Consider the following 25,010-nt stretch of genomic DNA (forward strand, 5'->3'; position numbering starts at 1 on the left):
CCGTTTAAGCCTTTGACACGAGAGACTTCCGATCCTTAGAGTTTAGCTCTGAAATCTTGCGCAGTTAAGCGTATCCAGCGAAAGTCCGGTCGGCGATGGTCCGGGGCGGGCTCCAGGGAAAGGGTGTGCACGGTGACCGGCACGGTGAAGCAGCAGAGGCAGCGGCGTCAGGGGGCGGGCGGCCCGCTGCGCCGCGTCCAGATCGGCAACGCGCTCAGCGCGTTCGGCAGCGGGTTCACGATGCCGTACATGTTCGTCTACGTGGACCAGGTGCGCGGCCTCGGATCGCTCGCCGCCGGGATGGTGTTCACCGTCTTCGCGCTGGCCGCGCTCGCCGTGCTGCCGCTGACCGGGCGGGGCATCGACCGCTACGGCCCGCGCCCGGTGCTGCTGGTCGGAGCCACCGTCGCGGCCGTCGGCGCCTTCGCCTTCGGACGGGCCACCGGCACCCCCGAGCTGATCCTCTTCTCCTTCCTGTTCGGGGCCGGCTTCACCACCTGCCAGCCCGCGCTCGCCACGATGATCGTGCGCAGCTCCACCAGGGCCACCCGCTCGCACGCCTTCGCGCTCCAGTTCACCCTGGTCAACCTGGGCATGGGCATCGGCGCGCTGATCGGCGGGCAGATCGTCGACGTCGCCGACCCGGGCAGCCTGACCACCCTCTTCACCATCGAGGCGGCCGCCCTGCTGGCCATGGGGCTGGTCGCGGGCAGCGCCCGGATCCCGGCCGCCGAGCCCGTACCGGTGGGGGAGCGGTCCGGCCCGAGCGGGCTGCGCGCGCTGGTCGCCGACAAGGCGATGCTGCGGCTCTGCGTGCTCGCCGCGCTGATCTTCTTCACCTGCTACGGCCAGTTCGAGTCCGGCGTCGCGGCCTTCGCCACCGACACCGTCGGCGTCGCGCCGTCCACCCTGGGCCTCGCGATCGGCGCCAACGCGCTGACCATCGTGGTGCTGCAGATGTTCGTCGTACGGATCACCGCCCGCCGCCGGCGGACCACCGCGATGGCCGCCGCCGGCCTGGTCTGGCTCGGCGCCTGGACGATGGCCCTGGTGGCCGGACTGGTCCGGGCCGAGGCCCTGGCCGCGACGGTCTCGATCGTCTCGATCTACGCGCTGTTCGGCGTCGGCGAGTCGCTGCTCGCACCGACCCTGGGCCCGATCGTCGCCGACCTGGCGCCCGCCCGGCTGCTCGGCACCTACAACGCCGGCTACGCCCTGGTGAAGCAGATCGCCGTCGCGGTCGGCCCGGCCGTCGGCGTCCTGCTGGTCGGCTCCGGCACCTGGCCGCTGTACCTGGCCGCGATGGCGCTCTGCACCCTGCTGATCGTCGTCATGGCCCTGCGGCTGCGGGGCCACCTGACTCCGGCCCAGGACAACGCCCGCCGGCCGGCACCGCAGTTCGCCGACGTACGGGAGCTGCAGACCGCGGCCTGATCGCCGGGGCGGGCCGGCGGCGCCCCGGGCCTCGTCCCGGGGCGCCGCCGGACGTTCACGGGGTTCGCGGACGACAGCCCGCCGAAGGCCCGACACGCTTGGTTTCGCGCCGGGAGCCACATAGTGTCAGTCGCTGTTGGCACGGGGCGGGGAGTGCCCTGGGCCGAGCAGGCGAGTGAGCGAATCGGCGAGGCAATGACACAAGCGGTAGTCACGCACACCCCGGCAGCGGCGGCCCCCGCGGACCCGGCACCGGCCCGGCGGGGGCCGGTGCCCTGGGCCGTCGCCCGGTCCGGCTGGCTGGGACCGATCGCCGTGGCGCTGTTCGCCGGACTGCTCCGGTTCTGGCGGCTGGGCTACCCCAACGCCTTCGTCTTCGACGAGACGTACTACCCGAAGGACGCCTGGTCCCTGCTCCGGCAGGGCTACGAGGGCGTCTGGCCGGACAGCGCCAACGCCGACATCCTGGGCGTCCCGCAGCGCATCCCGCTGACCCCCGCGCCCGAGTTCATCGCCCACCCGCCGCTCGGCAAGTGGGTGATCGGGCTCGGCGAGCAGGCATTCGGCCTGCACCCGTTCGGCTGGCGTTTCATGACCGCCCTGCTCGGCACCCTCACCGTGCTGATGCTGGCCCGGATCGGGCGCCGGCTGTTCGGCTCCACCCTGATCGGCTGCACCGCGGCCCTGCTCATGTCCGTCGACGGCCTGCAGTTCGTGATGAGCCGGGTCAGCCTGCTGGACGGTGTCCAGATGGCCTTCGTCCTCGGCGCCTTCGGCTGTCTGCTGGTCGACCGCGACCACGCCCGGGCCCGCCTCGCCCCCGCTCCGGACGGCACCCGGCCGGACGGCGACCGCGCCAGGCTCGGCCTGCGGCCCTGGCGGATCGCCGCCGGGGTGCTGCTCGGCGCCGCCTGCGCCACCAAGTGGAACGGCCTGACGATCCTGGCCGCCTTCGGGCTGCTGACCGTGCTGTGGGACGCCTCCCGCCGCCGCTGGGCCGGCGCCCGCCACCCGTACCGCTCGATGCTGCGCCGCGACGCCGGCCCGGCCCTGCTCGCCACCGTCGGCTCCGCCGCCGCGGTGTACCTGGCCTCCTGGAGCGGCTGGTTCGCCACCGACGGCGGCTACAACCGGCACTGGGCGGACGGCCGGGCCGGGCTCTCCACCGAGAAGCTGTTCGGGGTGCCGCTGCCGCAGGTGGACATGACCTGGGTGCCGGCCGCGCTGCGCGGCTGGTGGCACTACCACTCGCAGATGTGGGACTTCAACACCGGCCTGAGCACCCCGCACACCTACCAGTCCAACCCGTGGAGCTGGCTGGTCCAGGGCCGTCCGGTGTCGATGTACTGGGAGCAGCTGCCGCAGGGCCAGAAGGGCTGCACGGCGCCCGGCGGCTGCGCCAGCCAGATCCTCGGCCTCGGCACCCCCGTGCTGTGGTGGGCGGCCTGCTTCGCGCTGGTCCACCTGCTCTGGCGCTGGTTCTTCCGCCGGGACTGGCGCTCGGGCGCGGTGCTCTGCGCCGTCGCCGGCATCTACCTGCCGTGGTTCCAGTACCAGGAGCGGACCGTCTTCTCGTTCTACATGGTGGTGCTGGTGCCGTTCCTGTGCCTGGCGGTCGCCCAGATGCTCGGCGCGATGCTCGGCCCGGCCGGCTGCTCGCCCGAACGCCGCCGGCTCGGCGCCGCCGGGGCCGCTCTGATCGTGCTCGCCGTGATGGCCTGCTTCGCGTTCTTCTACCCCCTGTACACGGCGGAGGTGTTCCCGATGACGGACTGGCAGGACCGGATGTGGTTCACCAGCTGGATCTGACCGGCGGTGCCCCCGGCCAGCCGGGCCCTCGCCGCCACCGGCCAGCTGCTGCCCGTCACCCCGGCGCTCGGGGTGGCGATCGCCCTGCTGCTCGCCGCCGCCGTCGCGGTGGCCGGCCGGGGCCTGCTCGGGTACGGGCACGCCGTGCTGCGGGCCGGCGGGCGGGCGGTGGTGCAGCTCGCGGTCGTCGCGCTCGTCATCACCTGGGTGGTCGGCTCGCTCTGGACGTCCGCCCTGTTCGTGCTGCTGATGCTGGCCGTCGCCGTCCGGACGGCCGGCCGGCGGATCACCGACGGGCCCGGCTGGGTCTGGGCCGCCGTGCCGGTCGGCGGCGCGGTGGTGCCCCTGCTGGCGCTGCTGCTGGCCGCCGGGCTGCTCCCGGCCCGGGGCCTGTCGATCATCCCGGTGGCGGGCATCCTGATCGGCGGCGCGCTGACCGCCACCTCGCTGGCCGGCCGCCGCGCCCTGGACGAGCTGCGCCAGCGGCACGGCGAGGTGGAGGCGGCGCTCGCGCTGGGGCTGGAGGAGCGCGACGCCCGGCTGGAGATCTGCCGGACCGCCGCCGCGACCTCGCTCGTCCCGGCGCTGGACCAGACCCGGACGGTCGGGCTGGTCACCCTGCCCGGCGCGTTCGTCGGGATGCTGCTCGGCGGCGCCTCGCCCGTCCAGGCCGGCGCGGTGCAGCTGTTCGTGCTGGTCGCCCTGCTGCTGGTGGAGGCGGTGGCGATCGTGGCGGTGCTGGAGCTGGTCGGCCGGGGACTGGTGGCCACGGGGGGCCCGGGAGCCGTCGGGTAGACTTGCCGCTGTTGAAGGGGAGTAGCCCTCCACCGGACCGTCGACATACTGGCTCCTCACGGGGCCCGGCGCCCGGGGCACCTGGCAGGTCCGGGTGCCGGCGAGACCTTCGGCCGCAGTGCTGTGCCTACCAACCAGTGCTGTCGGGCCGAGGCGTCCCCTGACGGAGCTGCTGAGGCCGGGCAGCCCGATCCAGGGGATCCTGACCTCGTGAGTTCGACCGTTCTCGCCATCACCTTCGGCATCGTCTTCCTCGCCGAACTGCCCGACAAGACCGCCCTGGCCAGCCTTGTGCTCGGCACCCGCTACCGCGCGAGCTACGTCTTCGCCGGCGTCGCGGCCGCGATGGCCGTCATGGTCGGCCTGGCGCTGGTCGCCGGCCAACTGCTCGCCCTGCTGCCGCAGCGCTGGGTGGAGGGGGTCACCGGCCTGCTGTTCCTGGCCGGCGCCGCGATGCTGCTCCTCCACCACGGCGGGGACGAGGAGGGCCACGCCGCCAAGGAACCGTCCTCGAACAGCTTCTGGAAGGTCGCGGGGGCGAGTTTCGCGGTGGTCGCGGTGGCCGAGTTCGGTGACCTCACCCAGATCATGACCGCCAACCTGGCCGCCAAGTACGACGACCCGCTGGCGGTGGGCCTCGGTGCCTGGCTGGCGCTCTGCGCCGTCGCCGGGATCGCCATCGCGGGCGGGCAGAAGCTGCTGCAGTACGTACCGATGAAGGTGATCGTCCGGGTGGCGGCCGGTGTGATGCTGCTGATGGGCGGGTTCAGCCTGTTCAAGGCCGTCGCCGGCTGACCGGGGAGCTGTCGGCGGCCCCGGCCGGGGTGCCGGGGCCGTCCCGGCCGGCCGGACACCCCGGCCGGGACGGTCGCCGGTCGGGACGTCCGCAGGGGGAGACCCGCAGGGGGAGACCCGCAGGGGGAGACCCGCAGGCCGGGGGAGGCCCGGCCGGATCAGCAGTCGGGCGGCGCGGTCTCCAGGGCGGCCCGGGTCCGTGGGCCGTACTTGCCCTGCTCGCTCTTGAGGGAGGGTTTGACGCTGTCCTGGAACGACTTCAGCACGAACTCCGTCCACCAGTCGAAGGTGCCGGATATCAGCGACTTGTCGACCGTCCCGCAGCTCTCGGTGACCAGCAGCTGCTGCATCACCTTGACGTCGTCGCCCTTCATGTCCCGCTCCAGGATCCGGACGGTCGCCGACGGGCTCGGGGACGGGCCGGTCGGGGCGGCGGGCGTGGTCGGGGCCGGCGCGGCGGGCGCCGGCGGCGCGGAGACCGCCGCGGTGGTCGGGGCGGCGGTGGGCGCCTTGCTGGTGGGCCTCGCGGTACGGCTGGGGGAGGGGGCCGCCGCGGTGGACTCGGCGGGTGCGGCGCTGGGGCTCGGGAGCCCCGTACCGGTCGGGTCCGAGGGCGCGGTCAGGGTCGGCGTGAGGACGGCCGTCGGGGAGGGCAGCGCCTTCGTGTCCGGGCTCCCCGAGGGCGCCGCCAGGAACGCGGCACCCACCCCGAGGACGACCACGCCGGCGCCCGCCGCCAGGATCGCGCCCCGGCGCCGGGCGAGCGGGCTCTGCTGCTCGCGCCGCCGGCCGGCCCGGCCGCCGGCGGGCGCGTCCTGCGGGGCCGCGGGGGCGTTGTCGAACGCGAACAGGCCCAACTCGCCCGGCGGCGGCCCGGGGTGCGGGGACGCCGGCCCGTGCGGCGGGGGCGAGGCCGGCGCCGGGGGCATCAGGGTCGTCCGGTAGCCGGCGCCGGACCGGCCGCCGAAGTCGTCGTAGTCGCCCGCCGGGGAGGGGCCGACGGAGCCGAACGGGTCGTACCCGGCGGCCGTCCCGCCCTCCGTGCCGACCTGGCCGGCCGCTCGCGGCACGTACGGGCGGACCAGCGGCGGGCCCTCGATGTGCGGCAGCACCGCGGTGTCGGAGAGGTCCGAGGAGCATCCGCAGCTGCCGGCGGTCCGTACGGCGCCGCACGCGGGGCAGTGCTGGTCCGGCATCGGCCGGTCCTCCTCGGTCTGGGATGGTGAGCGCGCCCGATCGGTTCAGGAGGCGAACGCGCCCGATTATGCATGACGTTCCCGAAGGGGGGACAGGGGCGATCGGCCGTCAACGAGACTCTTGTGACGGTTGATGCCGATTGGACCCGATGAACAATCAGTGCGACGGCCCGGTGGTCGGTGGCCGGACCCGGTACGGATGGCGCAATCAGATGCCGCATACCCAGGCAAATCTGACAATGTGGTCAGTTGGAACGACCAATCAGCGGTGCCCGGCCGGCCGGGCCCCCAGCCACGAGGAGTCGCGCCATGGCCGACCCGGAAGCCGAGCCCGGCCGGACCCCGGCCGCCCCGGCGCCCGCGCCCCCGGAGACGGCCGCGAAGAACCTCTGGCTCCCGATCGGCGCCCTGCTGCTGGCCCTGCTGATCGCCGCCCTCGACCAGACCATCGTCTCCACCGCGCTCCCCACCATCGTCAGCGACCTCGGCGGCCTCGAACACCTCTCCTGGGTCGTCACCGCCTACCTGCTCGCCTCCACCGCCGCCACCCCGCTCTGGGGCAAACTCGGCGACATGTACGGCCGGAAGCGCTTCTTCCAGTCGTCCATCGTGATCTTCCTGATCGGCTCGGTCCTCTGCGGCCTCGCCCAGAACATGGGCCAGCTGATCGGCTTCCGGGCCCTCCAGGGACTGGGCGGCGGCGGCCTGATGGTGCTCACCCAGGCCATCGTCGGCGACCTCGTCCCGCCCCGGGACCGCGGCAAGTACCAGGGCCTGTTCGGCGCCGTCTTCGGCGTCACCAGCGTGCTCGGGCCGCTGCTCGGCGGCGTCTTCGTCGACAACCTCAGCTGGCGCTGGGTCTTCTACATCAACGTCCCGATCGGCGCCGTCGCCCTGGTGGTGATCGCCGCCGTCCTGCACAGCACCGAGGTGAAGCGCCGCCACCGGATCGACTACCCCGGCACCTTCCTGATCGCCGCCGTCGCCACCTGCCTGGTCCTGATGACCTCGCTCGGCGGCACCACCTGGCCGTGGGGCTCCTGGCGGATCATCGGCCTGGGCGTGCTCGGGGTCCTCCTGCTCGGCCTCTTCATCGTCGTCGAACGCCGGGCCGAGGAGCCCGTCCTGCCACTGCGGCTGTTCCGCATCCGCACCTTCAGCCTGGTCGCCGTCATCTCCTTCGTGGTCGGCTTCGCCATGTTCGGCGCGCTCACCTACCTGCCGACCTTCCTCCAGGTCGTCCAGGGGGTCTCGCCCACCATGTCCGGCATCCACATGCTGCCGATGGTGCTCGGGATGCTGCTCACCTCCATCGGCTCCGGCCAGATCGTCTCCCGCACCGGGCACTACCGGATCTTCCCGATCATCGGCACCGCGCTCACCGCCGTCGGCCTGCTGCTGCTCTCGCTGCTCACCGAGAACAGCTCCACCACCGAGATGAGCCTCTGCTTCCTGGTCTTCGGCCTCGGGATCGGCCTGGTCATGCAGGTCCTGGTGCTCGCCGTGCAGAACGCCGTCGGCTACCAGGACCTGGGCGTCGCCACCGCCGGCGCGACCTTCTTCCGCTCCATCGGAGCCTCCTTCGGCGTCTCCGTCTTCGGCGCCGTCTTCGCCAGCGGCCTCAACCGCAGACTGGCCGAAGCGCTGGCCGGGGTGCCGCTGCCGCCCGGCTTCAGCGCAGCCTCGATCAGCTCCGACCCGCAGGCGATCACCGAGCTGCCGACCGCCGTCCAGAACGACATCCACCACGCGTACGCCGAATCGATCACCCGGGTCTTCCTCTTCGCCGTCCCCGTCGTCCTGGTCGCCTTCGTGCTCTCGCTGCTGCTGCGCGAACAGCCCCTGCGGTCCACGGTGACCACCCCCGACCTCGGCGAGTCGATCGGCGTCAACCCGGTGGAGCGCAGCTCGCTCGACGAGATCGCCCGCGCGCTCTCCTCGCTCGGTACCCGCGAGGCCCGCCGGGACCTCTTCCGCCGGATCACCGCCACCGCGGGCCTGGACCTCCAGCCCGCGGCCAGCTGGCTGATCCTGCAGATGCACCACCACGACACCGTCGAGCCCGCCGAACTGGCGGAACGCCGGATCGTCCCGATCGAGATCGTGGAGGCGGCCGCCCGCCAGGTCGAGAGCCGCAAGCTGGCCACCCGGCCGGGCGGCGGCCGGGGGCTGCGGCTGACCGAGAGCGGCGACGAGGCCGCGCTGCGCCTGGTCGCCGCCCGCCGCAGCCAGCTCGCCGAACTGCTCGGCGACTGGGACGAGAAGCAGTACGCCGACCTCGCCGGGCTCCTCACCCGCCTCAGCTCCGGCCTCTGCGCCGACACCCGCGACCGGCCCGACCGGACCCCGACCGAACGCGTCCCGCACAACGAGGGGCGGACGCTCTGAGGGCGCTCCTGCCGAGTGACCCGGCCGGCCGGCGGCGCCCGTCGGGGAACGCGACGGGCCGTCACCGGCCCGGCCCCTTGCCCGCGCCGGCGCCGCCGGCTTCGTAGGCTGGGCCTCGGGCGGCGTCCCGGTCGCCCCGTGACGTCCGCTCCCGTCCGTACGGGAGCGGACGCGCGCCAACGAGGTCGGGCCGCCGTCGCGGCCGACCGCGCCGAGTACGAGGTGTCGTATGGCCAGTGTCGTGAAGATCAACGTCCTGACGGTTCCGGCGGAGCAGCGCGAGGTGCTGGAGAAGCGGTTCGCGTCGCGGGCCGGGGCGGTGGAGAGCTCGGACGGCTTCGAGTGGTTCGAGCTGCTGCGTCCGGTGGAGGGGACCGACCAGTACCTGGTCTACACCCGGTGGGCCTCCGAGGAGCACTTCAAGGCGTGGATGGAGGGCCCGATGCAGGCGGCCCACCGTCAGGGCCCGCCGGCCGCCGAGGGCGGGGCCGCCCAGCGTCCGGCGGCCTCCGGCTCCACGCTGTGGTCCTTCGAGGTCGTCCAGTCGGCCGGTCCGAAGGCCTGAGAACCGGCCGGGCAGGCACCTCGCCGGCCCTCGGGGGCCGGGGTCGGCGAGGGGTCCGCCCTGGTGGTGCTGGAGCGGGCCGGGTTCGCCGCCGTCCGGGCGGCCCGGGTGCACGCCGTGCTGGCCGGGGCCGGGGTGACGTCCGACGCGCACCACATCACCGCCGCGCACCAGGACGGGCAGGTCCGGGCGTCCGGCTGGCCCTGGCGGGCCTCCTGGCGCTGCCGCCGGTCGTGCCGCCGGCCTCGGCCCGGCCGGGATCGGGCAGGTCCACGCGCACGCCACGTCCACGCAGCTGGGGGACCTCACCGAGGCCGGGTCGATCAAGGAGGCGATCGGCGCCCACCCGGCCGTCACCGCCACCAAGTCGATGACCGGTCATCTCTTCGGCGCGGCGGGCGCGCTCGGGGCGGTCGCGGCCGTCCTGGCCCTGCGCGACGGGATCCTCCCCGCCACCGCGAACCTGACGGAACCGGACCCGCGGCTGGAACCGGACGTGGTCGCCGGCGCACCCCGCCGGGGCACGGCCGGGGCGGCGCTGGTCAACTCCTTCGGCTTCGGCGGCCACAACGCCTCGCTGGTGTTCACCGCGGCGCGCTGAGCCCGGGCGGGTTCAGCCCGCCGTCGGGCCGTCGTCCCCGTTCTTCGGTGCCCCGGTGAAGACGACCGGGGCACCGAAGGCGGCGCGCCGGGAGGCCCGGCGCAGGGTGCGCAGCACGGGCCCGCCGAGGGTCAGGCAGAGCACCACGGTGAGGGCGGCGCGGGGGAGGTCCCAGCCGAGCGAGGTGGTGAGGCAGTAGGCCACGAAGCGGGGGAGGTTCTCGCCCAGTGGCGCACCGGCGACGAACGAGACCGAACTGGAGAGCCCGCCGATGTACGGCCAGCCCTGGAGGTTCATGACCGTCCCGTACGCGACGGCGGAGCACGCGCCGTAGGCCGCCAGCAGGGCGAGTTCGCGGCGGCCGCGCAGGGTGGCGGGGCCGGGCAGCAGGCCCGCGCCGAGGCAGACCCAGCCCATCGAGAGCATCTGGAACGGCAGCCACGGGCCGACGCCGCCGGTCAGCAGCGCGGAGGCGAACATCGAGACCGAGCCGAGGACGAAGCCGAAACCCGGCCCGAGCACCCGGCCGGAGAGCACCATCAGGAAGAACATCGGCTCCAGGCCGGCCGTCCCGGCGCCGAGCGGCCGCAGGGCCGCGCCGGCGGCCGCCAGCATGCCCAGCAGGGCGACCGACTTGGCGTCCATGCCCGGCTCGCCGTCGGCGGAGCGGCCCTCGGAGATCTGGGCCACCACCACGGCGAGCAGCAGCGGCAGCAGCAGGGCGAACAGCCAGGGGGCATCGGCGGAGTGCCCGACCAGGGCGGAGTCGGTGGCGGCGAGCAGCGGCCAGCCGAAGGCGACCGCGCCGATCGCGGAGATCAGCAGCAGGGTGCCGACGGAGCGGCGGCCGAGCGGGACGGGCCGGGCCAGCCTGGCGTGGTCGGTGGCGGCGGTAGGGAGCGCGTCCGTGTCCGGGTCGGTGCTCCGGTGGCCGGCGGTACCGCCGCCGGGCGTCGTCCCGCCGCTCATGCCGGGCCGCCTTCGGCGCCGGCCAGGGCCTGCTCGACCTGCTGGACGGTCAGCCAGGGCGACGGGCTGAGGATCTTGGCGACCTGGGGGGCGAAGGCGGGGGAGGAGAGCACGATCTCCGGGGTCGGGCCGTCCGCGACGATCTCGCCGTCGGCCAGGATCACCGTGCGGTGGGCGAGCGCGGCGGCGAGTTCGACGTCGTGGGTGGCGAGCAGCACGGCGTGCGAGTCGGCGGCCAGCGCCCGCAGGATCTCCACCAGCCGGGCCTTGGCCGCGTAGTCCAGGCCGCGGGTGGGCTCGTCCAGCAGCAGCAGGGGCGGCCGGGAGGTCAGCACCACGGCCAGGGCGAGGCTGAGCCGCTGGCCCTCGGAGAGGTCCCGGGGGTGGGTCTCGTCGGCGATGCCGGGCAGCAGCCGTTCGACCAGCGTCCGGCAGCTGCCCGGTTCGGCACCGGCGTCCTGGTCGGCGGCGGCGCACTCGGCGCGGACGCTCTCGCCGTACAGCAGGTCCCGCGGGTCCTGCGGGACGAGGCCGGCCCGGCGGACCAGGTCCTTCGGGCGGGCCTGGTGCGGGGTCAGCCCGCCGACCCGTACGGTGCCGGAGGTGGGGGTGTGCAGGCCGACCAGGCTGCCCAGCAGGGTGGACTTGCCGGCGCCGTTGCGGCCCATCAGGGCGGTGATCCCGCCGGCGTGCAGGGTCAGGTCGACGCCGCGCAGGGCGGGCACCGGTCCGCGCCGGACGACCAGGCGCCGCACGGTGGCGACCGGCTCGCCGGCCGGGTGGGCGCCGGCCGGCCGGGTGTCGGCGGAGACCTCGGGCGGCCGCAGGCCGTCCAGCCGGGCCCGCAGCGGGGCGGCCCGGCGCCGGGCGTCCCGGACCGACAGCGGCAGCGGGGACCAGCCGGCCAGCCGGCCGAGGGCCACCACCGGCGGGCGGACGGGGGAGTGCGCCATCACCTCGGCCGGCTCGCCCAGGACGGGGGCCTGCCCGGCGCCGGGGAGCAGCAGCACCTGGTCGGCGTACTGGACGACCCGCTCCAGGCGGTGCTCGGCCATCAGGACGGTGGTGCCGAGGTCGTGGACCAGCCGCTGCAGGACGGCCAGCACCTCCTCGGCGGCGCCGGGGTCGAGGGCGGAGGTCGGCTCGTCCAGCACCAGGACCTTGGGGTGGACGGTCAGCACCGAGCCGATCGCCACCCGCTGCTGCTGCCCGCCGGAGAGCGAGGTGAGCGCGCGGCCGCGCAGTTCGGCGAGCCCGAGCAGATCCAGGGTCTCCTCGACCCGGCGGCGCATCACCTCCGGCGCCAGGCCCAGCGACTCCATGCCGTAGGCGAGTTCGTCCTCGACCGTGTCGGTGACGAAGTGCGCGAGCGGGTCCTGGCCCACGGTGCCGACCAGGTCGGCGAGTTCGCGCGGGCGGTGGGTGCGGGTGTCCCGGCCGCCGACGGTGACCCGGCCGTGCAGGACGCCGCCGGTGAAGTGCGGGACGAGGCCGCTGACGGTGCCCAGCAGGGTCGACTTGCCGGAGCCCGACGGGCCGACCAGCAGGCAGAGTTCGCCTTCGGGAACGGTCAGGTCCAGGCCGTGCAAAGCGGGCGCGGCGCCGCCCGGGTAGCTGACCGAGACCTGCTCGAAGGTGATCACGAGGCACTCCGGGGCGGGATCGGGGCGGCGACGGCGGGCACCAGGCCGACCAGCACCGCCAGCGCGGCGGCCAGCGGCAGGGTCGGCGCGGTCAGCGGGACGAACGAGGGCGTGAAGGCGGCCGGGTACAGCGCCGCCAGCCTGATCACCAGGACGGCGACCAGCACCCCCGAGCCGGCCACCGCCCACTCGCGCCAGGCCCACGGGTCGGGCCGGTAGCGGGTCCTGGCGGCGCGCCGGCTGCCGAGCAGCAGTCCGGCGCCGGCGGCGGCCAGGCCGATCGCCAGCACCGGCAGTGCCCAGGCGGTGCCGGCCGAGCCGAGCAGCCCGTACGCGGCGGCGCAGATCCCGAGCAGGCCGGCCAGGGTCAGGGCGGCGGTGGTGCGGGCGATCCGGCGCGGGACGTCGGCGGTGCGGCCGAACCCCCGGGTGTCCATCGCCGCGGCCAGCGCGACGGAACGCTCCAACGCGCCTTCCAGCACCGGGAGTCCGACGCTGAGCAGGGCCTTCAGGCCCCGGTCGGAGCGGCCGCGCAGCCGCCGGGCGGCCCGCAGCCGCTGCACGTCCGCGACCAGGTTCGGCGCGAAGGTCATCGCCACCACCACGGCGACGCCGGCCTCGTAGAGCGCGCCGGGCAGGGCGCGCAGCAGCCGGGCCGGGTTGGCCAGGGCGTTGGCGGCGCCGACGCAGATCAGCAGGGTGGCCAGCTTCAGCCCGTCGTACAGCGCGAACAGCAGGCCCTCGACGGTGACCCTCCCGCCCACCCGGACGCCTTGGGCCCAGGCGGGCAGCGGCAGTTGGGGCAGGGTGAACAGGACATGGGTGCCGGGTACGGGTGAGCCCAGCAGTACGGCGAACAGCAGCCGGATGCCCAGCACCAGCAGCCCCAGCCGCAGGAAGGTGCCGTACGAGCGCGACCAGGGGGCGTCGCTGCGCCGGGCCGCGACCACGTACCCGGCGACGGCGACGATCAGCAGGAGCAGCAGCGGGTTGGTGGTGCGGGAGGCGGCCGCGGCCAGCCCCAGGGCCCACAGCCACCACGCCCCGGGGTGCAGGTGGCGTGGTCCGGCGGCCGGGCGGGTGCGGCGGGGTGTGGTCACGGCGGGTTCCTGGTCGGCGGGCGCGGGGCGGGTGGTGCGGACGGGTCGGGTGGTGCGGACGGGTCGGGACCCGGCGCTGGGGGCGGACGGTCGGTGGTCAGCGGCGCCGACGGGCCTGCCAGACGGCCCCGGCGGCCAGTACCGCCACGGCGGCGCCGCCCGCGATCAGGCCGAGGGCCGGGCCGCCCGGGTCGCCCGCGTCGCCGGAGGTCGACGGCGTCCCGGCCAGGGCCTCGCCGCAGCCCGCCGCCGGGTAGCCGGCGATGGCGCACAGGATGCCGGCGCCGTCGTAGCGCAACGGCGGTGCCAGGGCGGCCAGCACCTCGGCGGAGCTGGCGCCGGTGGGCACCGAGGCACAGCCGGTGCGCGCCGCGGGCGGCGCGGAACCGGCCGCCAGGGCACCGGGCGGGGCGTCGGCGGCGGTGCCGAAGTCGAGCACGACGGCGATCCGCTTGCGGCCGGCCTGCGCCGGGGTGGCGGCGCAGGAGGCCTCGAAGTCGCCGGGCGCGCCCGGGCGGGCGGCGTCCCGGCCGCCGTCCGGGCTGACCGCGAAGCGCCAGCCGTCCACCGAGCCGTCCGGCGGCACGTACACGGCCGGGCCCTGCTGCTGGTACGCCCAGGCGCCGCCGGACCACTTCCAGAACGACCAGTAGCGGTAGCCGGTGGCGTGCGCGGGGGCGGCGGCGAGGACGCCGAGAAGGCCCAGCAGGGCGGTGGCGGCCAGTGCGGCCGCCACCGCCCGCGGGCGTACCTGGCGGGTCACCTGCCGGGCTTCCCGGCGGGGCCCTGGGCGCCGCGCCGGCGCTGCAGGCTCAGCAGCAGGCCGCCGCCGACGCCGATCAGCAGGCCGACGCCGATCACCCAGAGGGTGGAGACGCCGCCCTTGCCGTCCTTCTTCGCGGGGGCGGTGGCGGCCGCCGTCGCGGACGCAGGACCCGACTTGAGCGCCGGGCCGGCCGCGGTCAACTGCTGGACGAGGTCGGTGCCGCCGAACTTCGAGGGGTCGCGCCGGGCGGCCTTCGCGACCAGCACCAGGGAGGCGGTGGCGGAGGCGTCGGTGCCGCCCTTCGTCCAGGTGCTGCCCTGCGCGGCCAGCCAGTCGACGGCGCCGGCGGCCTGCTCGGCGTGGCCGGACTGGACCAGGCTCAGCACCGCCCAGGCGGTCGCCGTCCAGTCGGGGGTGGGGGTCGCGCCCGGCAGGGTGAGCATCAGGTGCTGCTCGGTGGCGGCCAACCGGTCGGTCAGGTACGCGGCGGCGGCCTCGGCCGAGTCGGCGCGCGGCACGGGCTGCGCGGCGGCGCCGGCCGGGCAGGCCAGGGCCTTCGGCGTGGCGTCCACCGTGTTGGTGTTGGTCACCGGCAGCCGGCCGCCGGCGGCGCCCAGCGCGGCCTGGGCGGAGGCCAGCGCGTTGGCGGCCGCAGCGCCGGCCGGGTCGGGCTGGTAGGCGAAGCCGCCGCGCTGGTCGGCGGGCGCGGCGCAGCCGAGCTGGAAGAGCGCCAGGCCGTCGTAGCCGCTCCGGCCGGCCTTGGCGACCGTGGCCGGGTCGGACTTGGCGGCGATCAGCGCGGTGACGGCCAGCCCGGTGGAGTTGGCGTCGCCGGGGTTGCCGGGGTTGTAGGCCCAGCTGCCGTCCGCGTTCTGGTTGGACTTCAGCCACTGGACGCCCTTGTCCACGGCGTCCTGGTGGCCGCCGAGCGCGGCCAGCGCCTGCACGGCGACGGAGGTGGCGTTGCTGTCCTCGGTCGCAGCGTCGCAGGCGGCGGCGGTGTCGGCGCGGAAGGACGGCCAGCCGCCGTCCGCGCACTGCTGGCCGGTCAGCCATCCGACGGCGCTGTCGGCGGGGACGGCCTTGACCGCGGCCAGCGCGGCCAGGGCCAGCGACTGGCGCCAGACGCCGTCGTACGTCGGGTCGCCCTGCCCGTACAGCCCGGTGGGGACGGCGACGGTGGCGCTGGGCGAGGGGCTGTCGGCGAGGGCCGGCGCGGCGGCGGCGCCGGCCAGCAGCAGGGCGGACAGCACGGCGGCGCCCGAACGGGCGGCGGTCAGCATGGCGGGTGGTGCCTTTCGATGAGCGGTGGGTGGCCCCGGGAGGGGCCGTCCGTAGACCTCGACGGTGCCGGGCGGAGGCCCGGCCGGGCCGCTCGCCGCTCCCCGGGCGGTCCGGCTCGCCCGGCGCCTGGGCGCGGGCTCACGGTTGCGGGGTCAGCGCCGGTGTCGCACCGGCTTTCCCCGGAGGGCGGCGGATGCAGTTGTGGTGGTGCCCGTCGACTCTAGCCGCAGCCTCCGGCGCCGATGTGCCGGCGCGGTGTGGGCTCGGTCGCAACCGGCGGCGCCGGGCCGGATCGAACAAGAACCGGTTATCGCCCGGGGCGGGTCCGGCGCCGCCCGGTCAGGGCAGGGTGAGCAGCCGGGCGGCGGTGCGCAGGTCGGCCCGGACCTCCGCGATCGAGGCCCGGCCGGACAGCCAGGAGACCAGTGCCGAGTGCCAGGTGTGCTCGATCACGCGGACCGCCGCCCGCTGCCGCTCGCTGGGCGGGCCGGCCTGTCCGATCGCGTCCAGGATGATCTGCGCGGTCAGTCCGCTGACCCGGTCGACCTCGGCGCTGACCGAGCGGTCGGCGAAGGACAGGGCACGGACCATCGCCTCCGCGAGCAGCGGCTCGCGCTGCAGGGCGTGGAAGGCCCGGGTGAGCGTCTCGGCGACCCGCAGCGCCGGGTCGTCACCGGCCGGCGGGTGGCGCCTGACCTGCTCCAGCAGCTGCTGGAGCTGCTCCTGCATCACCGCGACCAGCAGATGCACCTTCGAGGGGAAGTAGCGGTACAGCGTGCCGAGCGCGACCTGCGCGCCGTCCGCGACCTCGCGCATCTGCACCGCGTCGTACCCGCCCCGGCCGGCCAGCGCGGTGGCGGCGCGCAGGATCCGCAGCCGGCGTTCGGCCTGCCGCGCGGTGAGCGGCAGGCCGGCCGGCGGGGTGGTGGCCGGGTCGGGCGTGGTGGTCGGCAAGGGGGCCCCCAGGGCGCGAGGTCACGGTGGGTCGCGGGATCGGTCGCAGGGTGGTTCGCGAGGCGGCTCGCGGGCGTGGCGTGAATCACCTTCCCCGGCTCCTGACCAGAAGCTACGGGCCGGTATCTTCAAGGTCTCTCATTGTTCACATGCTCAATGACGAGCTCCACGCCACAGTGAAACCTGATCTACTTTAGCGCCGTGGGCCACCTTCGGTCCCGAGCAGTGAATCAGACCCGAGCAGCAGAGATTGAGGGGCCGAGGATGACCGCGCAGCCGCTGCGGATTGCCCTGCTGTCCTACCGCGGCGACCCGTTCTGCGGCGGCCAGGGCGTGTACGTCCGGCACCTGTCCCGCGAACTGGCGCGCCTGGGCCACCACGTGGACGTGATCGGCTCGCAGCCCTACCCGGTGCTGGACGAGGTGCCCGGCCCCGGTTCGGTACGCCTGGTGGAGCTGCCGAGCCTGGACCTCTACCGCGCCGACGACCCGTTCCGCACCCCGGCGCTCGCGGAGTACCGCGGGCCGGTGGACGTGCTGGAGGTCGCCACCATGCGCACCGGCGGATTCCCCGAGCCGCTGACCTTCTCGCTGCGCGCCCGGCAGTACCTGGCCGCGCACAAGGGCCGCTACGACGTCGTGCACGACAACCAGACCCTCGGCTACGGCCTGCTCGGCCTGGAGCGGCACGGGTTCCCGCTGGTCACCACGATCCACCACCCGATCACCGTGGACCGGCAGCTGGAGCTGGACGCGGCGCCGAACCGGCTGCGCCGGCTGTCGCTGCGCCGCTGGTACTCCTTCACCCGGATGCAGCGCCGGGTCGCCGCCCGGCTCGACCACATCATCACCGTCTCCGGCACCTCGAAGACCGAGATCGCCGAGCACCTGGGCGCCGCTCCCGGCGCGATCTCGGTGGTGCCGATCGGCGCCGACACCCGGCTCTGGTCGCCCTCCCCGGAGGTCGCCGCGGTCCCGGGCCGGATCGTCACCACCTCCAGCGCGGACGTGCCGCTGAAGGGCCTGGTGCACCTCGTGGAGGCGCTGGCCAAGGTCCGGACCGAGCGGGACGCGCACCTGGTGGTGGTCTGCAAGCAGCGCGGCGAAGGCCCGGTGGCGGAGGCCGTCCGGCGCTTCGGCCTGGAGCCGTACATCGAGTTCCGCAGCGGGCTGACCGACCAGGAGCTGGTGGACCTCTACCGCTCCGCCGAGGTGGCCTGCGTGCCGTCGCTGTACGAGGGCTTCTCGCTGCCGGCCGCCGAGGCGATGGCCACCGGCACGCCGCTGGTGGCCACCACCGGTGGGGCGATCCCCGAGGTCGCGGGCCCGGACGGGGAGACCTGTCTGGCGGTGCCGCCGGGCGACGCCGGCGCGCTGGCGGCGGCCCTCGGCCGACTGCTGGACGATCCGGAGCTGCGGGCGGCGCTCGGCGCGGCCGGCCGTGAACGGGTGCTGGCCCGGTTCACCTGGGAGCGGGCGGCCGAGCTGACCGCGGACCGCTACCGGGCGGCGATCGCCACCGGCGCCGGGCAGCGGGCCAGGGCCGGCGCGGGCTGGCGCTACGTCGCCTGACGGCCTGGTCGCGTGCGGCGACCGCCGGGCCGCGTGCGTCACCCGAGTGACGTGACGTCAAAAACGTTTGGTACCAAGGAATGGGAGCCCCGCAGTGCTGACCGTCGATTTCTCGCGCTTCCCGCTCGCCCCCGGCGACCGGGTGCTCGACCTGGGCTGCGGCGGGGGCCGGCACGCCTTCGAGTGCTACCGGCGCGGCGCCCAGGTGGTCGCCCTCGACCAGAACGCCGAGGAGATCGCCGAGGTCCGGAAGTGGTTCGCGGCGATGGCGGAGGCGGGCGAGGCCCCGGCCGGCGCGTCCGCGGTGGCGGTGGAGGGCAATGCGCTGGCGCTGCCGTTCGAGGACGAGTCCTTCGACAAGATCATCATCTCCGAGGTGATGGAGCACATCCCCGACGACAAGGGGGTGCTGCAGGAGATGTTCCGGGTGCTCAAGCCCGGCGGGCTGCTCGCCGTCACGGTGCCGCGCTGGCTGCCGGAGAAGATCTGCTGGGCGCTCTCCGACGAGTACCACGCCAACGAGGGCGGCCACATCCGGATCTACCGCGGCGACGAGCTGCTGGAGAAGCTGACCGACGCCGGGCTCACGCCGTACGGCACCCACCACGCGCACGCCCTGCACTCGCCGTACTGGTGGATCAAGTGCGCGGTCGGCGTCGACAACGACAAGGCCCTGCCGGTCAAGGCCTACCACCAGCTGCTGGTCTGGGACATCGTCGGCACGCCGGTGATCAGCACCCTCACCAAGGCCGCCGAGAAGGCCCTCAACCCGGTCATCGGCAAGAGCTTCGTCGCCTACGCCAGCAAGCCGCAGCGGCCCGCGGCCCCCTCGGCCCGGCCCGCCGACGAGGCCGGCGCGTGACCGCCGCAGTCCCGGAGGCGCTGCTGCTGGACGGGGTGCTGGACGCCGAACAGGCCGCCGCGACCGTCCGCAGCATCCTCGCCGAGCAGCGGCCGGACGGGGCCATCCCCTGGTTCACCGGGCACCACCTGGACCCCTGGGACCACACCGAGGCCGCGATGGCCCTCGACACGGCCGGCGAGCACGCCGCCGCCGAGGCCGCCTACCGCTGGCTGGTCGACCGGCAGAACGCCGACGGCTCCTGGTACGCCGGCTACACCGACGGCGAGGTGTCCAACGCGTCCAAGGAGACCAACTTCTGCGCGTACATCGCGGTCGGGGTCTGGCACCACCACCTCAGCACCGGGGACGACGCCTTCCTGGAGTGGATCTGGCCCGCGGTCAGGCGCGCCCTGGACTTCACCGTCGGCCTGCGGCTGCCCGGCGGCCCGATCGCCTGGCGGCTCGACGAGGACGGCACCGCGCCCGACGAGGCGCTGCTCACCGGCTCGTCCAGCATCCTGCACGCGCTGCGCTGCGGGCTGGCCGTCGCCGACTACCTGGAGGAGCCCCAGCCCGACTGGGAGCTGGCGGCCGGGCGGCTGCGGCACGCGGTGGCCCGCCACCCCGAGCGGTTCCTCGACAAGGACCGCTTCTCGATGGACTGGTACTACCCGGTGCTCGGCACCGCCCTGCGCGGCCCGGCCGCGGTGGAGCGGATAGCGCGGGACTGGGACCGCTTCGTGGTGCCCGGCCTCGGCGTGCGCTGCGTCAGCGACCGCCCCTGGGTGACCGGCGGGGAGAGCGCCGAACTGGCGCTCGCCCTGTGGGCGGTCGGCGAGTCCGACCGCGCGGTGGAGATCCTGCGCTGGATCCAGCGGCTGCGGCACACCGACGGCTCGTACTGGACGGGGTACGTCTTCGAGGACGACGCCGTCTGGCCGGAGGAGCGCACCACCTGGACGGCCGGGGCGCTGCTGCTCGCGGTGGCCGCGCTGGGCGGCGACCCGGCCACCGTCGCGGTCTTCGGCGGCGACCAGCTGCCGGCCGGGCTGCTGGTGCAGGACTGCTGCTGATCCGCCGGCCGCGGCCGACGCGAAGGGGGCGGGACCGGATCTCCGGTCCCGCCCCCTTCGCACTGCTCGCCGGGCGTCAGCCGCGCTGGATGCCCGAGGTGTCGTTCAGCACGCCCTGGCTGCCGTCCTGCAGCTGGGCGACCAGGGCCGCGCCACGCTGCTCGACCGCGAGGTACCAGGTGCCGGGGACGAGCTCGCCCACCGGGCCGCCGTGCGGGTTGTCCTTCGGGGCCAGCTGGCGCTGCTCCGGGACGGCGAACCAGAACGGTGCGAAGTCCGCGGCCGGTGCGGCCGGTGCGGGCGCCGCCTGGGCCTGGACGGGCTGCGGCTGGGCCGGCTGGCCGCCGAGCGAGGCGTCCTGCGGCTGGCCGGGCGCCGGGTAGCCGTACCCGCCCTGCTGCGGCTGGCCGTAGGCCGGCGGCTGCGCGGCCTCCTGGCCGGGGACGGGGTAGCCGTACTGGCCCGGCTGCGGCTGGCCCTGGGCCACGCCGGGCGCCGGGTAGCCGGCCGCGCCGGGGTAGCCGGGCTGGACGGCCGGCTTGTCGGTGACCAGCGGGGCCTGCAGGGCGGGCACCAGCGGACCGGCGGCGGCCGCGCCGGCCAGCACGATCAGCGCGAGGACCGCCAGCCAGGCGCCGAAGCCGTGACCGTACGCCGAGCTGTCACCGCCGCCGCCGAGCGCCCAGACGCCCGTCCACAGCGCGGCGACCGCGAAGGCGATGCCCCACTGGTCGAGCCGCAGGCCGAGCACCTGGCGGGTGGTGGCGGCCGTGCCCTGGAAGCGCTGCACCAGGATCAGGGCGGCGGCGGCCAGGCCGAGCAGGAACACCGACGGCAGGATCGGGAACAGCCCGGTGTTCCAGGCGTTCTGGGAGGCCGAGTAGCAGGTCGAGCTCTTGACGCCGGAGCAGGCGTCGAAGGTGGTGTACGGCAGGAAGGAGGCGATGAACAGCAGGACGGCCGCACCTGCGACGGCGGCGTCTCCCCTGGTGAGAGCGCGCAGATTCACTAACGTTCCCCTCGTTGGTGTGTCGTGGACGGCAGTTTGCGTGTCCGGATTGCCGGACCGGTCACCGGACGGGAAAACTCCCGAACGGACCAAGAGCCTAGGGCCAACGCCCGAGCGTGTGCACGGCGGGCTCCGGAATGGGGCGAAGTCGTTGCAAAAGCAGCCCCGCTGGTCAGCCCGGTGTGGTCAGATACGTCGTCAGCGCGTCGGCGATGCCCTGCGCGGCCAGCTGGCGCCATTGAGGGTCCGTCATCCGCTGCGCGTCGCCCGCGTTGCGCATGTTGCCGCACTCGATGAAGACCTTGGGGACGGCGGAGAGGTTCAGCCCGCCCAGATCGGAACGGGTGTCCAGGCCCTGCGCGGCGATGTAGTCGGCGAACGGCTCGCCGGTGGCGGCCTTGAAGCTGTCCCGCAGCAGCAGGCCCAGGCGGTGCGAGGGCGCGACGATCGCGCCGTTCGCGGCCCGCCCGGCGGCGACCTTCGCCGGCATGATCACGTGGAAGCCGCTGCCGCCGGCGGGGCCGCCGTCCGCGTGCACGGACACCGCGGCGTCCGCGTGCGCGGTGGTGCCCGCCTTGGCCCGCTCGTCGATGCAGGGTCCCCACGGCTTGTCACCGTCCTGGGTGAACACCACCGTCGCGCCGCGGGCCTCCAGGATCGTCCGGGCCCGCCGGGAGACGTCCAGGGTGTACTCGGCCTCGGAGTAGCCGGCGTTGGTGGAGGTGCCGGTGGTGTCGCACTCCTTGCGGGCGTTGCCTATGTCGACCTGTCGGTTGATCTCGGCGGTGTGCGCCGAGTTGTTGGTGTTGTGCCCGGGGTCGATCAGCACGGTCCGACCCACCAGCACCCGGCCGACCGGCTCCGCCGGGGCCGTGGTGGCGGGCGCCGTCGAGGGCGCCGCGGACGCGCTGCCCTCCACCGGGGCGACGGCCGGCGCGGACACCGCACCCGCGCCCGCCGGGGTCGCGGCGGCCGGCCGGGGCGTCGACAGCCCCGGGTCCGGCGCCGGGTCCGAGGCGGCGGCCGACGCGGTGCCCGAGGACTTTCCGGTCACCGCCTGCCAGCCCAGCCAGCCCGCGAAGCAGAGCGGCAGTACGGCGCCGACGACGGCCACCACGTGCAGCCGGGTACGCCGGGGCCGGGCCTCGGCCGCCGGGCCGTCGGGGGAGCGGGAGGGGTCGGGGTGCTGAGGGGTGGTGCCGGTCACGAGTCGTTCAGATCCTGTCCCAGGTGCGCGGCGTCAGCCCGTAGGTGTCGACGGCCGGTTTCCATTTCGCGACGAAGTCCTTCTTGGCGAGGGTGGCCTGCGGATTGAGTTCGTCCGCCCGCTTCTTCTCGGCCGTGGTCGGCGCGGTGCCGGCCGGGCAGCCCTGGGCGGAGACCGCCCGGGCCCAGGCCGCGTAGGCCCGGTCGATCTCGGCCGACTGCTGCCAGGCCGTCCGCAGCGACTGGACGGCATCCGCGCCGCCGGCCACATCCGCGAAGTCGAGTTTGGCGAGCTCGCCGAGCAGCTGCTCGCGCTGCTGGGCACCGGTGTCGAAAACCTGTGCGGCGCTCTCGATGTCCGCCTTGGCCGGGCAGCTGGAGACCTTGGCCACCGCGCTGCCGATCGGCGCCTTGGCTCCCTCGGCGCGGGCGAGCAGCTCGTCCAGCGCCTTGGCCTCGGTCTGCGCCTTCACCTGGTCGGAGCTGGGGCTCGCCGAGGGGCCGGCGGTGGTCGGGTCCGGCGCGGCCGCGGGCGCCGAGGCGTCCCCGCTGAGCAGCGGCGCGGGCTGCTGGCCGCCGCCCGCACCGGTGGCGGCCGGGGCCGCGGCCTTCCGGTCCGGGCCGTCGCTGGAGTTCTGCACCGCCCAGACCACGCCGCCGCCCAGACCGAGCACCAGCAGCAGGCCGACCGCCACCAGCAGCGGGGTGCGGTTGCGCGGCGGCCGCTCCTCGTCGTCCAGGTCGATCGCCTGGTAGCCGCCGTGGTCGGGCTGCCCGCCACCGGGCGGGTAGGCGCCCTGCTGGTACTGGTCCGGCGGGTACGCGTCCTGGCGGAACAGGCCCTGCGGGTACTGGTCCGGGGAGTACTGGTCCTGCTGGTACCCGCCCGGCGGCGGGCCTGCCGGCGCCCCGGGGGCGGCATGGGCGGGGAAGCCTGGGCCGGGCCCGGACTGCGGGTACGGCGGGGCCTGCGGCGGCTGCTGGTGCGGCGGGAAGCCGTAGCCGGCGGGCGCGGCCGACGGGGCGGCGGGCGCTAGCCGGGTCGGTGCGTCGTGCTGCCCGGGCCCCTGGGACTGGGGCTGGTGCGGCCGGTCTCCTGGCGGGGCCGGTGGTTGCGCGGGCGGACCGGGCTGCCCCGGCCCGGTCGGCTGTCCGGGCTGTCCGGGCTGTGCCTGTGCGGGCCGCAGCTGGGTCGCCTGCTCGTGCACCGGCCGTCCGCCCGCGGCCGGCGCGGGCGCGCCGCCCTGACTGCCGGTCTGGCCGGCGCCCTGCCCACCGACCTGACTGCCGCCTCGTACCCAGCCGCCTGCGCCCCCCCGGGCCGTGGGGTCCCAGACCGCCGGAGCGGTGTTGTTCTGGTCCGTCATGCGTTCGCCCCCGCCGTCCTGCCTCGCCGTGCGTTGCCGTGTCGTCCCTGCGGTGCCGGAGTTCCGCGCGGCCACCGTACCCGGAGTGTCCCGGCCGGGGTGCCCCGGCACCCGGACAACCATGCGACGTGGCACGACGTTAGAGCATCCGTGTTCGGCGCGGGGGCGGTTGGCCGTTCCGCGGGACGCGGGCCCGGTCGGCGGGCCCGCCGGGCGGGCGCCGCGCGGGGAGCCGTCCGCCGGCCGCGCCGCCTCCGGTCCCGCCGGTGCCGCGTCCGTCCGCCGTCCGTCCCGTGCCCGCACCCTCGGCACCCCGGACCGGGCGGGCGGACGCCACCGGCCGGGTCAGCCGGCAGCCGGGGCCGGGCGGCGCAGCACCCGCAGCGACCCGGTCACCGAGACCTCCTCGAACCCCTCGGCGAGCGCCCGCAGGTACACCCGGTACGGCGCCTGGCCGCCGTCCGCCGGGTCGGGGAAGACGTCGTGCACCACCAGGACGCCCTCCGGGGCCAGGTGCGGCGCCCAGCCCTCGTAGTCGCCGGTGGCGTGCTCGTCGGTGTGCCCGCCGTCGATGAAGACCAGGCCCAGCCGGCCGCCCCAGAGCGCCGCGATCTGCGGCGAGCGGCCGACCAGCGCCACCACGTGCTCCTCCAGGCCGGCGGCGTGCAGGGTCCGGCGGAACCGCGGCAGGGTGTCCATCCGGCCGACCTCCGGGTCGACCAGCGTCGGGTCGTGGTACTCCCAGCCCGGCTGCTGCTCCTCGGAGCCCCGGTGGTGGTCCACGGTCAGGGCGACGGTGCCGGCCTCGCGGGCGGCGGCGGCCAGCAGGATCGCCGAGCGGCCGCAGTACGTGCCGATCTCCAGCAGCGGCCGGCCGGTGCGCCGGGCGGCGTCGAGCGCCACCGCGTACAGCGCGAGGCCCTCGTCCACCGGCATGAAGCCGGTCGCGGCCTCGAACGCGGCCAGCACCTCGGGTGCGGGGCGGGTGCTCTCCCGGAGGTCGGACATCGCGGTGCTCCTTGCAGACGGTGCGGGTGGTGGGCCGGGACGGTGCCCGGCGGTTGGACCCTACTCGACGGTAGGGCCGGTTCGGCAGGGCACCGGAGGGCCGCCCCCGCCCCGCGGGCCGCCGATCGGGGCGAGCGACCGGCCGCCCCCTGGAACGCCGCGAGGGCCCGGCGGTGCGCCGGGCCCTCGCGGGATGGTTCCTGGCCGTTCGCGGCCGGCCGGTGGGGCCGTCGCTCAGCGCTGCTCGGCGGCCAGACGGTGCCGGCCGTGGGCGTCCGCCTGCGGGCTGTCGTCCGGGGCGGTCAGGCCGCGGTGCCGGCCGTGCGTGGCGTCCTCGGTGCTGCTCGCGCCGGCGCCCAGGCCGGTGCTGTCGGGGCTGGTGGTGTCGGAGAGGGTGTCGGACATCGAATCGTCTTCCGTGCGAGGGTGCGGGTGATCGGTGCCGCCGCACGGCACCGGTGAGGGCGAGGCGCCCGGGCGAAAAGCCCCGGGCAGGACGCCCGAAGGAGCGTCGGAGGCGGATGATCACGGCCTCTGCCCCGGCCACCCTAACGGCCGGAACGAGCCAGATCCTATCGATCGGCCCCGGTCCCGCCGACGTCCGGTGCCGACCACCCGGTAACGTTCGGCAG

General features: G+C 75.4%; 22 protein-coding genes and 1 riboswitch. Of the genes, 10 read left to right on the forward strand and 12 right to left on the reverse strand.

Going from position 1 to position 25,010, the window contains the following annotated elements; genetic code table 11:
- Window positions 1-144: 144 nt before the first annotated feature.
- From OG689_RS28710 to OG689_RS28725, 4 genes are all read left to right on the forward strand, one after another.
- Window positions 145-1,434: an MFS transporter gene (locus tag OG689_RS28710; protein WP_266323752.1), complete on the forward strand. Its 1,290-nt coding sequence runs from the start codon at window positions 145-147 to the stop codon at window positions 1,432-1,434.
- 195 nt (window positions 1,435-1,629) lie between these two features.
- On the forward strand, window positions 1,630-3,243 hold the full coding sequence (locus OG689_RS28715; protein ID WP_266323753.1) for a phospholipid carrier-dependent glycosyltransferase: 1,614 nt from the start codon (window positions 1,630-1,632) through the stop codon (window positions 3,241-3,243).
- A 6-nt stretch (window positions 3,244-3,249) separates the two neighbouring features.
- Window positions 3,250-4,038, forward strand: coding sequence for an ABC transporter permease (locus OG689_RS28720; protein ID WP_266323754.1), 789 nt, complete (start codon window positions 3,250-3,252; stop codon window positions 4,036-4,038).
- Window positions 4,039-4,248: 210 nt separating this feature from the next.
- Window positions 4,249-4,833, forward strand: a complete 585-nt coding sequence (locus tag OG689_RS28725; protein WP_266323755.1) for a TMEM165/GDT1 family protein — start codon at window positions 4,249-4,251, stop codon at window positions 4,831-4,833.
- A gap of 158 nt (window positions 4,834-4,991) precedes the next feature.
- Here OG689_RS28725 and OG689_RS28730 read toward each other — a convergent pair whose 3' ends face one another.
- Window positions 4,992-6,029: a hypothetical protein gene (locus OG689_RS28730; RefSeq protein WP_266323756.1), complete on the reverse strand. Its 1,038-nt coding sequence runs from the start codon at window positions 6,027-6,029 to the stop codon at window positions 4,992-4,994.
- A 309-nt stretch (window positions 6,030-6,338) separates the two neighbouring features.
- Between OG689_RS28730 and OG689_RS28735 the strand changes: the two genes are divergently transcribed.
- The 3 genes from OG689_RS28735 to OG689_RS28745 all read left to right on the forward strand — a co-directional run bounded on the left by OG689_RS28735 (window position 6,339) and on the right by OG689_RS28745 (window position 9,583).
- A complete protein-coding gene (locus OG689_RS28735) occupies window positions 6,339-8,417 on the forward strand; it encodes an MFS transporter (RefSeq protein ID WP_266323757.1) in 2,079 nt (692 codons plus the stop codon).
- 229 nt (window positions 8,418-8,646) lie between these two features.
- Window positions 8,647-8,982, forward strand: a complete 336-nt coding sequence (locus tag OG689_RS28740; protein ID WP_073927494.1) for an antibiotic biosynthesis monooxygenase — start codon at window positions 8,647-8,649, stop codon at window positions 8,980-8,982.
- Window positions 8,983-9,241: 259 nt separating this feature from the next.
- Window positions 9,242-9,583, forward strand: coding sequence for a hypothetical protein (locus tag OG689_RS28745; protein WP_266327493.1), 342 nt, complete (start codon window positions 9,242-9,244; stop codon window positions 9,581-9,583).
- A 12-nt stretch (window positions 9,584-9,595) separates the two neighbouring features.
- On the opposite strand, the gene OG689_RS28750 is transcribed toward OG689_RS28745, so the two are convergent.
- The 6 genes from OG689_RS28750 to OG689_RS28775 all read right to left on the reverse strand — a co-directional run bounded on the left by OG689_RS28750 (window position 9,596) and on the right by OG689_RS28775 (window position 16,299).
- The gene (locus OG689_RS28750) at window positions 9,596-10,552 is read right to left on the reverse strand and encodes an ECF transporter S component (RefSeq protein WP_266323758.1); all 957 of its coding nucleotides are present in this window, start codon (window positions 10,550-10,552) and stop codon (window positions 9,596-9,598) included.
- Complete coding sequence (locus OG689_RS28755; protein ID WP_266323759.1) at window positions 10,549-12,195, reverse strand: ABC transporter ATP-binding protein; 1,647 nt, start codon at window positions 12,193-12,195, stop codon at window positions 10,549-10,551. Before OG689_RS28755 ends, OG689_RS28750 begins: the two co-directional genes overlap by 4 nt.
- Window positions 12,192-13,295, reverse strand: a complete 1,104-nt coding sequence (locus OG689_RS28760) for a CbiQ family ECF transporter T component (protein ID WP_266323760.1) — start codon at window positions 13,293-13,295, stop codon at window positions 12,192-12,194. The genes OG689_RS28755 and OG689_RS28760 overlap by 4 nt, the downstream gene beginning before the upstream one ends.
- 97 nt (window positions 13,296-13,392) lie before the next feature.
- Complete coding sequence (locus OG689_RS28765; protein WP_266323761.1) at window positions 13,393-14,058, reverse strand: SCO2322 family protein; 666 nt, start codon at window positions 14,056-14,058, stop codon at window positions 13,393-13,395.
- Complete coding sequence (locus OG689_RS28770) at window positions 14,055-15,344, reverse strand: prenyltransferase/squalene oxidase repeat-containing protein (RefSeq protein ID WP_266323762.1); 1,290 nt, start codon at window positions 15,342-15,344, stop codon at window positions 14,055-14,057. Before OG689_RS28770 ends, OG689_RS28765 begins: the two co-directional genes overlap by 4 nt.
- A gap of 108 nt (window positions 15,345-15,452) precedes the next feature.
- Window positions 15,453-15,524, reverse strand: a riboswitch (cobalamin riboswitch).
- Window positions 15,525-15,684: 160 nt separating this feature from the next.
- Window positions 15,685-16,299 (reverse strand): TetR family transcriptional regulator, encoded by a 615-nt coding sequence (locus OG689_RS28775; protein WP_266323763.1) that lies wholly within the window; start codon window positions 16,297-16,299, stop codon window positions 15,685-15,687.
- A 264-nt stretch (window positions 16,300-16,563) separates the two neighbouring features.
- Between OG689_RS28775 and OG689_RS28780 the strand changes: the two genes are divergently transcribed.
- The 3 genes from OG689_RS28780 to OG689_RS28790 all read left to right on the forward strand — a co-directional run bounded on the left by OG689_RS28780 (window position 16,564) and on the right by OG689_RS28790 (window position 19,788).
- A complete protein-coding gene (locus OG689_RS28780; protein ID WP_266323764.1) occupies window positions 16,564-17,871 on the forward strand; it encodes a glycosyltransferase family 4 protein in 1,308 nt (435 codons plus the stop codon).
- Between the two features lie 94 nt (window positions 17,872-17,965).
- Complete coding sequence (locus OG689_RS28785) at window positions 17,966-18,733, forward strand: class I SAM-dependent methyltransferase (protein ID WP_266323765.1); 768 nt, start codon at window positions 17,966-17,968, stop codon at window positions 18,731-18,733.
- Window positions 18,730-19,788, forward strand: a complete 1,059-nt coding sequence (locus OG689_RS28790; protein WP_266323766.1) for a prenyltransferase — start codon at window positions 18,730-18,732, stop codon at window positions 19,786-19,788. The genes OG689_RS28785 and OG689_RS28790 overlap by 4 nt, the downstream gene beginning before the upstream one ends.
- A gap of 76 nt (window positions 19,789-19,864) precedes the next feature.
- Here the strand turns inward: OG689_RS28790 and OG689_RS28795 are convergent, their stop codons facing one another.
- The 5 genes from OG689_RS28795 to OG689_RS28815 all read right to left on the reverse strand — a co-directional run bounded on the left by OG689_RS28795 (window position 19,865) and on the right by OG689_RS28815 (window position 24,783).
- Window positions 19,865-20,797: a hypothetical protein gene (locus OG689_RS28795; protein ID WP_266323767.1), complete on the reverse strand. Its 933-nt coding sequence runs from the start codon at window positions 20,795-20,797 to the stop codon at window positions 19,865-19,867.
- Between the two features lie 172 nt (window positions 20,798-20,969).
- Entirely contained in the window at window positions 20,970-21,866 is an 897-nt protein-coding gene (locus OG689_RS28800; protein WP_266327495.1) for an N-acetylmuramoyl-L-alanine amidase, read from the reverse strand.
- Between the two features lie 145 nt (window positions 21,867-22,011).
- Window positions 22,012-23,370, reverse strand: coding sequence for a hypothetical protein (locus tag OG689_RS28805; protein WP_266323768.1), 1,359 nt, complete (start codon window positions 23,368-23,370; stop codon window positions 22,012-22,014).
- Between the two features lie 345 nt (window positions 23,371-23,715).
- Window positions 23,716-24,378 carry a class I SAM-dependent methyltransferase gene (locus OG689_RS28810; RefSeq protein ID WP_191289080.1) on the reverse strand — a complete coding sequence of 221 codons (663 nt, stop codon included), beginning with the start codon at window positions 24,376-24,378 and terminating at the stop codon, window positions 23,716-23,718.
- 234 nt (window positions 24,379-24,612) lie between these two features.
- Window positions 24,613-24,783, reverse strand: coding sequence for a hypothetical protein (locus OG689_RS28815; protein ID WP_266323770.1), 171 nt, complete (start codon window positions 24,781-24,783; stop codon window positions 24,613-24,615).
- Window positions 24,784-25,010 lie beyond the last annotated feature (227 nt).

The sequence above is a fragment of the Kitasatospora sp. NBC_00240 genome, from assembly GCF_026342405.1.
Classification (GTDB): Bacteria; Actinomycetota; Actinomycetes; order Streptomycetales; family Streptomycetaceae; genus Kitasatospora.